This window comes from Persicimonas caeni (genome assembly GCF_006517175.1).
Classification (GTDB): domain Bacteria; phylum Myxococcota_A; class Bradymonadia; order Bradymonadales; family Bradymonadaceae; genus Persicimonas; species Persicimonas caeni.
Map to the genome: position 1 here is coordinate 2,007,888 of NZ_CP041186.1, position 11,910 is coordinate 2,019,797.

9 protein-coding genes are annotated in these 11,910 nt (G+C 62.2%); 4 read left to right on the forward strand and 5 right to left on the reverse strand.

Annotation, left to right across the window (positions count from 1 at the left end; translation table 11 throughout):
• Positions 1–175 precede the first annotated feature (175 nt).
• On the forward strand, positions 176–2,449 hold the full coding sequence (locus FIV42_RS07480; RefSeq protein WP_141197072.1) for an NF038122 family metalloprotease: 2,274 nt from the start codon (positions 176–178) through the stop codon (positions 2,447–2,449).
• 15 nt (positions 2,450–2,464) lie between these two features.
• On the opposite strand, the gene FIV42_RS07485 is transcribed toward FIV42_RS07480, so the two are convergent.
• The 5 genes from FIV42_RS07485 to FIV42_RS07505 all read right to left on the reverse strand — a co-directional run bounded on the left by FIV42_RS07485 (position 2,465) and on the right by FIV42_RS07505 (position 7,640).
• Positions 2,465–3,250 (reverse strand): hypothetical protein, encoded by a 786-nt coding sequence (locus FIV42_RS07485; RefSeq protein WP_141197073.1) that lies wholly within the window; start codon positions 3,248–3,250, stop codon positions 2,465–2,467.
• 449 nt (positions 3,251–3,699) lie between these two features.
• Positions 3,700–4,665, reverse strand: a complete 966-nt coding sequence (locus FIV42_RS07490) for a hypothetical protein (protein WP_141197074.1) — start codon at positions 4,663–4,665, stop codon at positions 3,700–3,702.
• Positions 4,666–4,737: 72 nt separating this feature from the next.
• Positions 4,738–5,997 (reverse strand): VRR-NUC domain-containing protein, encoded by a 1,260-nt coding sequence (locus FIV42_RS07495; RefSeq protein WP_141197075.1) that lies wholly within the window; start codon positions 5,995–5,997, stop codon positions 4,738–4,740.
• Positions 5,998–6,298: 301 nt separating this feature from the next.
• On the reverse strand, positions 6,299–6,706 hold the full coding sequence (locus tag FIV42_RS07500) for a GNAT family N-acetyltransferase (RefSeq protein ID WP_141197076.1): 408 nt from the start codon (positions 6,704–6,706) through the stop codon (positions 6,299–6,301).
• Positions 6,707–6,767: 61 nt separating this feature from the next.
• Entirely contained in the window at positions 6,768–7,640 is an 873-nt protein-coding gene (locus FIV42_RS07505; RefSeq protein ID WP_141197077.1) for a hypothetical protein, read from the reverse strand.
• A gap of 184 nt (positions 7,641–7,824) precedes the next feature.
• On the opposite strand from FIV42_RS07505, the gene FIV42_RS07510 reads away from it, so the two are divergent.
• The 3 genes from FIV42_RS07510 (at position 7,825) to FIV42_RS07520 (ending at position 11,879) form a co-directional block, all read left to right on the forward strand.
• Positions 7,825–8,565 (forward strand): FadR/GntR family transcriptional regulator, encoded by a 741-nt coding sequence (locus tag FIV42_RS07510; RefSeq protein ID WP_168210487.1) that lies wholly within the window; start codon positions 7,825–7,827, stop codon positions 8,563–8,565.
• The gene (locus tag FIV42_RS07515; RefSeq protein WP_141197079.1) at positions 8,555–9,265 is read left to right on the forward strand and encodes a sterol desaturase family protein; all 711 of its coding nucleotides are present in this window, start codon (positions 8,555–8,557) and stop codon (positions 9,263–9,265) included. The genes FIV42_RS07510 and FIV42_RS07515 overlap by 11 nt, the downstream gene beginning before the upstream one ends.
• Positions 9,266–9,455: 190 nt before the next feature.
• A complete protein-coding gene (locus tag FIV42_RS07520) occupies positions 9,456–11,879 on the forward strand; it encodes an Ig-like domain-containing protein (protein WP_141197080.1) in 2,424 nt (807 codons plus the stop codon).
• Positions 11,880–11,910: the final 31 nt, after the last annotated feature.

The following is an 11,910-nucleotide window of genomic DNA, read 5'->3' on the forward strand; positions in this document are numbered from 1 at the left end:
AACGCCTAGCACGCGACACATCGCTTGGGGAAGGGAGACAGGGGCGAGGCGTGCGCCTCGCAGTCTTGACCTGCGCCCCGGCCATGCCTTGATTCAAGCTATGTCGACGACCGCATTTGCGTAATTGCACCGTTCCGGGGGAGAGATGAGCCGACAGCGACGATTGAGAGGTTTCGTGGTCACGTCGATCGCCGTGTTGGCCACGTTGTGGGCGGCAGGATGCGGGTTCGCAGAAGATGGCGCACCCGGCGAGGGCGAATCGACTCGCACGGCTCGAGTGGGCGCGGCGGCCGCGGGGAGTTCGACAGGCTGTCGAGGCGACGCGCTCTACCAGATCAGCGTCGACGGCGAACGGGGGCGCACCGTCGAGGTGGGCGACCTGTTGAGTGACGAGGTCTTCGCGCAGTCGGGCCCTCAGAACTTCGAGCCTTTCGTGCGCGACCTGCCCGTATGCATCGTCATTCGCGACAGCAGCGACATCACCATCAATATCGAGGATATCGTCGGCGACAATATCTTCGTGTGGGCGTTGGGACAGACGGACGTGAGCAACCTCAAAGGCGGACGAGCGCCGTGGTCGGCGGGGCGGCGAGCGAGCAGCGATACGCGGTTCGCGCTGCGACTGCCCGTCGAAATCGTCGTCGAGAATAGTTCGGACATCAACGTGAATATCGAGGACGTCTTCGGGGACAATATCGTGGCCTGGACGCGCGGCGACGCGCTTGTAAGTAACTTGAGGGGCGGCATGCTGCCCCACTCCAAATCGGACGCGCTGCAGGATTCGCGTCTCGACCTCGAGGTGCCCGTCGACATCGACGTGCGCCGCAGCGAGGGCGTGGTGGTCGACATCGAGGACGTCGTGGGCGACGTCATCTTCAGTTGGTCGGAGGGCGATGCCGACCTGAGCAACCTGCGAGGCGCGGCAGGCCCGACGAGAGCCGGGCACCGTCCACGGGGCGCACAGGCGAGTATCGCGGTGCCCGTCGACATCGACGTGCGTCGCAGTGAGCAGGTCGTGCTCGATATTGAGGATATCTTCGGCGACGTCGACGTGGTCAGCTCCGACGAGTCGCTGAATGTCTCGAATCTTCGAGGCAGGCGGCGAGCGGCCGGTGATCGGTCCGTTGCGGTGCACCTGCCGGTCGACATCCGCATCGACGACAGCCGAGGGGTGACCGTCGATATCGAGGACATCTTCGGGGACAACGACATTCTCCTGCTCGACGGTCCTACCGAGGAGCGACAGGTGCGCGTGGAGGTGCCAGTGGGCATAAGCGTCCATCGGAGCAATGACGTCCAGGTCGCCATCGCCGAGATTCTCAGCAACAACCGATTCGTGCTCTCCGAAGGGACCGACGAGGTCGAGTTGGACAGCCCGGGCCGCTACGAGCGTCCCGGTGGCGAACTCGTCCTGCGGCCACAGGTGGAGCGAGACGTCACCCGGAGCAGCGCGGTCGACATCTCGATCGAAAAGCTCTTTGTGGGCAACACCGCCGGTGGCCCCGTGCAGGTGACGACGAGTGCTGCCCCGGCGCCGACTTATCTAGGCGCGCAGCCGGCTCAATCGGGCGGCTTCGACATCGTCATCGCCCCTGGTGCGCGCCTCGTGGCTGACCCGCAGGCGCTGGCCGCGGTCGAGCGGGCTGCTCAGCAGTGGGAAGACATGATCGACGAGCCCATTACAGTGACCATCGACGTGAAGATGAGCGACTGGCTCCCCCATTGGGCTATCGCCCAGGCGCACTCGCCGCAGTCCGAGGTTTCGTACGACTTGGTGCGAACGGCGCTGTTCAACGACGCCAATGACGAGGTCCAGGAGACAAGCGGCTTCGACGACGCGGTGACGACCCGGCTGCCGAGCCGCCTGCAGGCGACTTTGCCATCGGGCGTGCAGATGACCGACAAAGTCACGTTGACGGCAGCCAACGCCAAGGCGCTCGGCTTCGAGGACCCCAACGCCGGGGAAGCCGACGCCGCCATCGTGCTCAACGCCAACGTCGCGTTCGACGTCGACAACTCCGACGGCGTCACGGCCGGCACGACCGACCTGGAGACGGCCGCGGCCCACGAAATCGGCCACGCTCTGGGCTTTGTCTCGGCGGTCGACGCGATCAACCGCGGTGAGACGGCCGTGTCGCCGAGCACGCTCGACCTGTATCGATTCGAAGCCGGCGGCGCGAACGACCCGTCGACGATCGACGAGTTCGGCGACTTCCCGCGCTTCTTCGTCCCCGGTCGCGACGCCAACTTCGACGCGATCGACCAACACTACGCCATGTCGACCGGCGCCGACGGCCACCAGGCGCGCCACTGGAAGGCGCCCCGGCGCGGCCAGGCAGCCATCGGCATCATGGGACCGCATCTCGACGCGGACCGTGTGATTACGGTGTCCTGCGCCGATATGCGGGCGCTCGATTTGATTGGTTATGAGGTCGACGGGTGTCGTTGAGGGGGCGGGAATGGCTCAAAAAAGCCGGCGCATCAACCGCTCGAGGAACTCGTCGCCGAGCGTGTCGCCGGACATCTGCCGGCGTGCGTCGGCGAGGTCGGCCTCGACGCGCTCGACCCACGCGAGCAGCTCCGTTTGCAGCCCGGCCCAGCGGGCGCGCAGCTGCACGTGTTGGCCGAGGAAGGGCTCGATCAGCGCGTCCATCGAGGCGATGACCGCGCGTATCGTCGAGTCGTCGGGGCTCTCCTCGAAGGTCTGTTGGGCGTCACCGAGCGCGTCGACCACGGTGGGAACGAGGTGTCGAATCTCGGCGGTCACCACGACCAGGTGTGCGGCGAGTTGGCGAGCGCGCGTGGGCCCGTTGTCGAGGAGCGGCTCGAGGTGGGTGACCGGGGAGTCGAGGGCGGCGCGCACCTCTTCGTCGAGCAGGCTCAACTGCGCGCGGGCGCTGCCGACGCTCGAGCGAATCTGGCTCATGGCCTCGTTCTCGAGCCACACCTGCTGCAAAAAGCCGAACAAGTCACCGACGAGCACGGCAGCCTCGTCGGTGCGCTCGTCCAGCCGGCGATCGAGGGCCGCGCGCCGCTCGACGGCCATCTGCGAGATGACCTCAGGCGCCGCCTCGCGCGCCTGCACCACGAGCGCCCAGCCCGTGGCGATCGTCGCCGCCAGAAGCGTCGCAGACACGACGAGGGCGACGAGCAGGCGGCGCCGGCCGCGTCGGCGCTCGGCCAACTCGCCCTCGCGACGCGCCGCGGCGAGCGCTTCGTTCGAGGGGGTTTGTTCGGGGTGTAGCGACATGGGTATTTGGCGAAATGGGTGTTCTTGGCTTGTGGCTTGGAGCTAGAACACGTGGCCGGGTGGATTCATTCGATGGTTTTGTCGGGTTGGGCAGGGGGCTGGTGTCCAACAGTGGTGGCCTTGCAGGTGCGTGGCCTCAACCCCTCCGCCTCGCTTCGCTTCGGCACCTCCCCTTCGGGCTGAAAGGCGCCCGAGGGGAGGGAATGGTTGCCTCACTAGACATTTGTGGGTGTCAAGGCAGCCATTTGCCCCCCGCGGCCGCTAGTTCAGGCCGAAGGGGGGCAGGCGCGATGCGCCGGAGGGGATTGAGGGTGCAAATCGGCAAGGCAACCAGACTTGCACATGCAAAAACTACCGATACTTTCGTCTGAGCGGGTTTCTTTCGGTGGGGACGAGAGGATTGACCCTCCGACCTCCTCCCGATGCATAAGGCGAATGATTTGACTTCGTCACCACTCATCGCTCGTTCCGGATCTCGAGTTGAGAGCCTTTCGAATAAGCGTCGGCCAGTCCTCGGAATCTTGAATGCCCACCCGCTCGAGTATCGAAAGGGCCTCAATTTGAACGTTTCGGTCGGCCCGAAAAAGAACCTGCCATGCCGCTTCGTGCTGGACCTGCGGCTCCCCGTCGTACAAAAGTGCTAGGAGGAGCACTTTCTCGAGCAACCTTAGGTAGAAGCACGATGCCCCCGAACGCTTGGGTATAGTGCTGTTCTCCGGGAGACGCGCAACCTCGAGCAGCCGCTCGGCAGCGGAACGCCGAACCGGCGTCTCGTCGCTCCGATCCCACCTGTCGGCGGATGCGTCAAACAATGCCGCGCGCAGAACAGCGGCAAGGCTGTGGAGTTTGGGACGCCTGGCGGAGGTTGCCTTGGCGATCAAGCTCTGGCGTTCCTCATAGTCCAGCGAAGCATCGTACAGCCGCACGGCAAACTCGGTCTGCCGGTCGTCCTCCACGTCGGCGAGTACCGCCTCGAACGACGTTGTCCCCGAGTCATTCGATGTGCGTCGCACCGTTTCGATCCATAAGGCCAAGCCTGTCCTCCCCAAGATTTCAAGCGCATCCACCGCCTGATGCATGACGACCTCGTCGTCGACTTCCACGATACGGGACCTAGCAAACTCACTGACCTCGTCGCTCGGGTCGTGGATCTGTGCGAGGAGCAAGACCTTCTCGAACAGGTCGAAGGAGCGTCCCGCTGCCGGAAAACGAGCGTCGAACTCGCCCCTGCGCGCCTGGTCGGCGAGGCCGGAGAATAACTCTGCAGCCGCCAGTCGCACTTCGCTCGAATCGTCCGTCAGCGACGCTTTCGTGAGCGCGGCGAGCGAGTGCAGACGCGGCGCCGCCTTCCTGGCCAGACACGCTACGGCGTCCAAGCGCGAGCTGTCGGAAAGAAACCGTTCAAGGCGTCTCAACCGGAACTTCTTCCAAACGGTGCTCCCTTGTCCTCTTGCATCTCATACAGGTGGCACTAATTGAACGCATTTTCACTCAGGCTTGGCGCGATGCAGCTTCAGCATTTCGAATGGTAGCTGCATGAATTTCGCGTTTCCCGCTATCCAGTCTTTCTGGTCTAGGCTCAAGCTATCATTTGAAGATTTTACTTCAACGAACTTGTAATTGTGATCGGAGAAGACGAAGAGATCGGGCCAACCGCAATATCGGCCCCAATAGTCCTCGACAAGATACTTGAGGATAGAGATGAGCTGGGCGTTGGGCAGGACCGCTACCAGTTGACGAGCCGCCTCAACGTCATGGTCCGCGTACGCCCAAAGATACATCCTAAGTCTCGCGCTTACCTCCAACCAGTAATCGAAGAGCCAGAGGATGTCTTGGGCACTCTCGCGAATCTCATCAAAATGTCTATCCAGCCGCTCGCGTCGATTTTCCGCGAACTCCCGCGCGCCGAAATCTTGTGGCAGATACATCTCGATGTAGTGCCGTTCTTCGTCAGGAGCGTCCATCCGAACAGGACGGCTAAAGCCCGCCAGTTGCGCGAGCGGATCGGCCGCTGAGTCGATCTCTAGGCACATAAATGTGCCAAACAGCACATGTATCGGCCGACTTTCGCACAATATGACCTCGAATCCCTGCTCGCGATAGCAACGTGCTGCATACTGCTCGACACTCACTGGGCCATTCGGTGACTGAATCTTGGCACGGCCCCCGCTCTCAACGTACTCGACCTCGCGGTCTACGATCGTTACGTCATGCGCGTCGATGACCTCTTGCTGGGACGGTTCGTCAGAGTAGTCGTACTTCGGAAAGTGTTTGTGTGCGGCTCGATAGAAAGCTTTAACGTCCTCGTGAATCCACTTGTAGGCCGCCGACGTCACCGGATCATGCCGTGCAGCGATCCAGTCATCATAGCCATGCTGTTTGCACCAATATCCAAATCGCAGGACGGTTTGCTTGTATATCTCGCGCCAGTAGTACCGCTGATACTTGGAGGTGCTTCCGGGGAGTTCGGCTTTAGGGTGACCGACGGATTGTAATCCCCGACAGGTTCGACAGACTTCTGCCTGGAAACCGTGTGTGACCGGGACTTCCCGCTTCGTCGCATACTCCTGCCCTTGCGAAAGCTGATGAGGGAGATACTCCTCGCCGAACTCACGGTCGCACGCGCACATCATCACACCATCACAATCCCTGCAGCGGAATTTCCGTACGGGTTCGTACGGGTTCAGGCACTCAACATCGTCATGCGCGCAGCCATCATGCTCAGATTTCGAATTGCATACATTCATCGTAATTCAAGGTAACTGCTTTGGTGAACGCCGCTCCTAGTACAGCCGGCTCTAGTGACTCGCACCTTTAGGCCGCGGACGTCGTGGATACGCAACTCCGCCGCCGCCCGCTTGGAGAGCAATTCGGCGATGAGCCGCACCTGCATGATGCACGTGTTGACGCCACTGCCCAGAGCTAGTCGTGACGGTGCGTGGCAAAGCCCGGCCTCGAAGTGGTCGAGTTCGACCACATCCTCGCCCGCAAACGTACGGGCAATCCGCAACCCGTGGTCGCGGGTAGGGATACTGTCGAGATTATCAGTCAATTCCCTGTTTGACTCGCGTAGTTGCGCTTCGCCATTCCCGTCAGCGCGCGAAAGCCGAGCGGCTCGTAGAACGCCTCGAGTTCCGCGTCGCAGACGAGGTCGACCATGTAGAGGTCGTCGAGTTGCTCGCACAGCACCTCGATGAGGCGCGTGCCGATGCCCTGCCCTTGCCACTCGGGCAGCACCTCGAGCAGCGGGATGTAGGCGCTCAAGACCCCGTCGGAGATAGCGTTGGCGAAGCCGACGACGCGGCCGGTGTCGGCGTCGACGGCCACCGCCACCGCGTAGGCGTTCTCGAGCATGCGCAGGTGCGTGGCGCAGTCAGGGTGCGTCGGCCAGCCGACGAAGAAGCCATCGAGGTCGTCGGCGCTGACGCCGTCGAGGTCGGTGCGGTAGTCGATCATCTCGGTCTCTCCTGGGAGCTTCGACGTTGGGGAGTTCTGAGGGGGCGTCCATGACCCGAACCTACTGTTCGGGCTTCGCGTGCAAGTCAACCACCACCGGGGCGGCCACGAAACGCAGTTCTTGCTTCTCGTCGTTCTGGCAGGCCACCAGTGCGAAGCTGTTGGGTGGAACGTCGCGGCGCCGCTTGCGGGCGACTGACTCGCGCAAAGTCTCGGGGATCCAATCGTCGGGGACAAGTGGCCACTCGAGGAGATGCGCGCCTTCATCGCCGCGTTCCACCGTCACCTCGGCGCGGTGGTGGTCGGTCTCACCCGGTGCCCACAACCGCACCAGGTCGACGGTGCACGCGGTGATGGAGGGCGTTTGCACCGCGACGCTGCAGGTAGCCGACGCCACGTCCTCGCCGCGGCACCGAACCGTGGGCACACCTTCGGATTCGAGCGTGTCTTCTCGTAGGCGCACCGTGGCCCGAGCACTCTTATGCCAGTGTCCGCCGGTCAATATGCTGCCGGATTCGAAGCGTGAAACCGAATCGGTGCACGCCTGGGGGACTTGTGGATCCGTCGTCGGGTCGTAGTGCTCGTTGCGACTGGCGATCTGGGGGCAGATCAGTTGCCACTCGTATCCGGGTCGAAAGACCGCCACCGGATGTTGTGGAGCCTGGTTGAGCCCGGCGATGGTGCCGACGCGATAGAGCGCCTCGTCGTCGGGCTCGACTCGGTCGGACCAGGCGGGTATCCAGCGCGCCTCGTTTCCGTCGTAGTAGTTGAGTCGAGCGGGATACGGCGGCATCGGAACAGCCCACAGCCCTTTGTCCGATTCGACTACATAATCGTAGGACGTGGGGCCGTCGCATGCGGTCGAAAGAGAGAGGAGCGCGCACCCTAGGAGCAGGTACGGGCCGATTCGGCTGATGCGGTTCATCTCGAGCATTCGCGACTCCGCCAACAAGAAAGTATGCGAGCGATGTATCATAACGCACAAAGTCGGCAAGGGATCTAAGACTGCTCCGGAAGGGCACGAGATTCTCCGGCGCGCCCCTCCTAAATTGGTCATACCAGTTGACCTCCAGACGATTGTCGCCATAATGACTGGTGAATCAGTACAGGAGGAATGGATGTTCGAACCGGTTACAAAGAAGTCGTTGGCGGACGCTGTCTTCGAGCAACTCCGCGACCAGATTGTGCGCGGCAAGCTCGATCCGGGGAGCGCTCTGCCGGCCGAGCGGGTGCTCAGCGAGAAGCTCGAGGTCAATCGCGGTGCGGTGCGCGAGGCGCTCAAGCGCCTGGAGCAGGCGAGGCTCGTGTCGCGGCGGCACGGCGGGGCGACGCGGGTGCTCGACTATCGCGAGACGGCCGGCACCGACCTGCTCGCCGCGCTTCTGGTGCGCGCAGACGGCACCATCAACACCAAAGTGGCGCGCAGCGTCATGGAGATGCGCTCGGCGATCGCGGCCGATATGGCGAGGCTGTGCGCCAGGCGCGGCGACGGGCAGACGGTCGACGCCCTCGAAGAGGTGCTCGGCGAGATGGAGGCCGCGGGCGATGATGTGCAGGCGCTGAGCGAGCTCGACCTCGAGTTCTGGGCGACGCTCTTGGAAGGCGCCGACAATATCGCCTACCGACTCGCGTTCAACTCGCTGCGCGAGACCTACGACAAATTTCGCACCATCCTCGCCGGTTATCTGGCCGAGGAATTGAGCGACTTGAACGCGCGTCGAGCGATCGTCGAAGCCGTGCGACAGGGCCGTGAAGAAGAGGCCGAGGCTCGCACCAGAGAGCTGTTGACGATGGGCGAGAAGCTCATCGCAGACTTGATGAACTCGTTGAACGTCGAGGAGACAGGTGATGGCGAGTAGAACCGCAGCAAATCAATCGGCCGAAGACGACGCCCCACGGGGCACCGATGGGCGCCGACTGTTGGAGACCGGCACTCTTCGTGAAGCAGTCGCCAAGTTCTTCAGCTACCCGACGCCCTGGATCATCGGCCTGACCGCACTCGCCGCTTGGGTCGCCAGGCCATTCGTGGGCGGCTTCGGGTGGTGGGATCTGATCTTGCCGGCGGCCATCGTGGCGTTCTGGCCACTGCAGGAGTGGCTCATCCACGTGTTCATCCTGCACCTCAAGCCCGTCAAGATCTTCGGCAAACGCTTCGACCTGCACCTGGCCAAAAAACACCGCGATCACCACGGAGATCCGTGGCGCCTCGAGGACGTCTTCATCCCGCTGCGCTCCCTTCTGCTCGGCTTGCCCGTCGGCGTCGGCATCTGGCTTGTGGTCGCCCCCAACTGGGGCATCGCGCTCACCGGCGTGGGCTTCTACGCCTCGCTGGGGCTCGTCTACGAGTGGACCCACTACCTGGTGCACACGAATTACCGACCCAAGACGAAGCTGTATCGCAGGTTGTGGAAGAATCACCGCCTGCACCACTTCAAGAGCGAGCAACACTGGTACGGCGTGACCATGCTCGGCGGCGATCGGCTGCTCGGCACCGCGCCCGACGTCGGTGAGGTCGAGACCTCCGAGACCTGCAGGACGCTCGGGGTCGGCCAGGAGTAGTGCCATCGAAACTCGTGAAGAAAACCCAGGCTTTCTTTCGCGGTGTGACCAATGCTAAGTTGGCCGGCAACTAACCCCTTTGAAACGCTCTAGGGAGGGGAAAGAGGCTACGAAGCCTCCTTCGTCATGGGGCGTCCTTTGTTGTCAGCTTGCCCGCTGCCATCAAACCAATTTCGCGCGAGAGTGGCCGATGACGCGCTGGATCGAGCACCTGTACTGCATCCTCCTGATTGGTTGCGTTGTTGCGCTTTCGAGCAGTTGCTTTGAGGCGGACGCCCCGGAAGTCGCGCACTCGTCAACCGGAGATCAGCCCGCCGTACAACAACGGGGTCTCTCTGGCTGGACGGAGTCTGAGATACTCGCCGCTTCGGATGCGCGAGCTTATCAGCATTTTGGTCATTCCGTCGCGGCCGATAGAAACCTCGCGATCGTGGGGGCGTATTACGATGACACGAACGGTACTAAGGCCGGTGCCGCCTATATCTTTGAACAAGTAAGAGGGAGCCCCGACCACTGGGCCGAGGTCAAAAAGCTGCTCCCTTCCGATGGTGCGCCGAAAGATGCTTTTGGATTATCAGTCGCGATCGATGGTGATGTCGCGGTGGTCGGCGCCTATTACGTCAACTATGAAGGTGGCGACGACCGTGGGGCAGCGTATGTTTTCGAGCGAAACCATGGCGGCCCAGACAACTGGGGGGAGGTCAAGAAGCTTTTGCCTTCGGATGGCGCGCCTGACGATTATTTCGGCACGGCTCTTGCCGTGAGTGGTGACACCATCGCTGTCGGGGCCAGACGCCGTGATGGGAGCGACTACGACGTGGGCGCCGTCTATATGTTCCAGCGCGATCATGGCGGAGTCAACAACTGGGGAGAGTCCGCCAAACTGTTGGTCTCCGAACCTCAGGGAAGCGATGGGTTCGGTACGGCGGTATCCATCGACGAAGATGTGCTGGTAGTTGGTGCGTCATCGGTTTGGGCCGACTCGAGCGCGGCCTACATCTTCGAGAGAGACGGTGGTTCCAATCAATGGGTGGAGACGAAGAAGCTGACGTATTCGGGAACCAACTCCTATAGGTCGTTCGGCGGTTCAGTTTCGGTCAGCGACGATGTGGTGGTCGTGGGAGCCAACCGGGCATATTCAGGAGGTGCGGGCGCCGCAGTGATATATGAGCGCAATCATGGCGGAGTGGATAACTGGGGCGAGAGCCGCGAGCTCATTCCGTCCGACACCACCGCCGGCCAAAGCTTTGGTTACTCCGTATCAGTCAGCGGAGATGTCGTCGCCGTCGGGGCGGTCGGAGATGAAACTTACGGAAACGAAGCTGGCGCGGCCTATATATTCGAGCGGCATCAAGGAGGGGCCGATCAGTGGGGCGAGGTCATTAAGCTTCTGGCCGCCGGCGGTAAAGAGCGCGACTGGTATGGGGCCAACGTGGCCGCCAACGGCAACGTGGTGATGGTCGGGGCTTCTCGCGGTCGCCCCGAAAGTTGGGGCGCAGTCTATGTGCACACCGCACCGAACGTGGGTCCGGAGGCCCTCGACGATAGCGCCACGCTCGCCGAAGATGACCAGGTAACCGTCGATATCCTCTCCAATGATATCGACGGCGATGGCCATGGCCTCGACGCTCGAGTTTTGACGCAGCCCGAGCATGGCACCGCTTCGGTCAACCCCGATCAGACAATCACGTATCTGCCGAATGCCGATTTCTACGGCCGCGACCAATTGATCTACGAAGTTTGGGGAGGTTTTGGAGGGCTCGACACGGCGACAGTCTCCATCACCGTCGAGCCGGTCAACGACGCTCCGTTCTTCATCGAGCCCACGCCGGATGACGGCGAGCGGCTCTCGGCGGTCGAAGGCGAAGAGATACGTTTGCGACTCGCCGCAGAGGATTTCGATGATGACTCGCTAGCCTTCGATGTCTCCCCACTTCCGCAGGGGGCGAGCCGCGATGTGACGAGCGGAGAATTTACGTGGCCGCTCACTTTCCAAGATATCGGGTCTCACCAGCTTGCGCTCACAGTCAGTGATGGCACTGTCGAAGCGCGTCGCCGTTTGTCTGTCGTCGTAGACTTCCTCGACGAAGACGAAGACGGATTGCCCGACACCTGGGAGCACGAGAACGGTCTAGATCGCTCCACCGCAGATAGCGATGGCGACTTCATCTCCGACTCTGTCGAAGTTGGTGATCGGCTAGATCAACCGCGAGACACCGACGGTGACGGGTTGCTCGACGCACTCGACGAGGACAGCGATGAAGATGGTATGCCGGATGCCGAGGAAGCTGGCGATCAGCGCTTGGAAACACCGCCGATCGACACCAACGGCGACGGCGTGCCGAACTACCGTGACCGTGACAGCGACGGCGATGGAATCGATGACGCCAACGACAACTGCCCTCGCGTCGAGAATCCCGACCAGGCTGATTCGGATGAAGATGGGCAGGGAGACGCGTGTGATGAAGCTACGGTACAGAAGGACACGGGCGCATCTGCCGCCGAGGGCGGATGTACCATTCCGCGAGCCACCACGCCATTGAGCGCAACTCCCTTACTGATGGCAGTGCTGATGCTGTTCTCACTTCGAGTTACAAGCCGCGAACACCGCTGAAAAAGCCGCCGAAGTCCTCGGCGGCGAATCC

Coding starts and splice junctions, on each gene's coding strand:
- FIV42_RS07485 (WP_141197073.1), bottom strand. CDS start 3,250: ATGTCGCTACACCCCGAACAAACCCCCTCGAACGAAGCGCTCGCCGCG.
- FIV42_RS07495 (WP_141197075.1), bottom strand. CDS start 5,997: ATGAATGTATGCAATTCGAAATCTGAGCATGATGGCTGCGCGCATGAC.
- FIV42_RS07500 (WP_141197076.1), bottom strand. CDS start 6,706: ATGATCGACTACCGCACCGACCTCGACGGCGTCAGCGCCGACGACCTC.
- FIV42_RS07505 (WP_141197077.1), bottom strand. CDS start 7,640: ATGCTCGAGATGAACCGCATCAGCCGAATCGGCCCGTACCTGCTCCTA.
- FIV42_RS07510 (WP_168210487.1), top strand. CDS start 7,825: ATGTTCGAACCGGTTACAAAGAAGTCGTTGGCGGACGCTGTCTTCGAG.
- FIV42_RS07515 (WP_141197079.1), top strand. CDS start 8,555: ATGGCGAGTAGAACCGCAGCAAATCAATCGGCCGAAGACGACGCCCCA.
- FIV42_RS07520 (WP_141197080.1), top strand. CDS start 9,456: ATGACGCGCTGGATCGAGCACCTGTACTGCATCCTCCTGATTGGTTGC.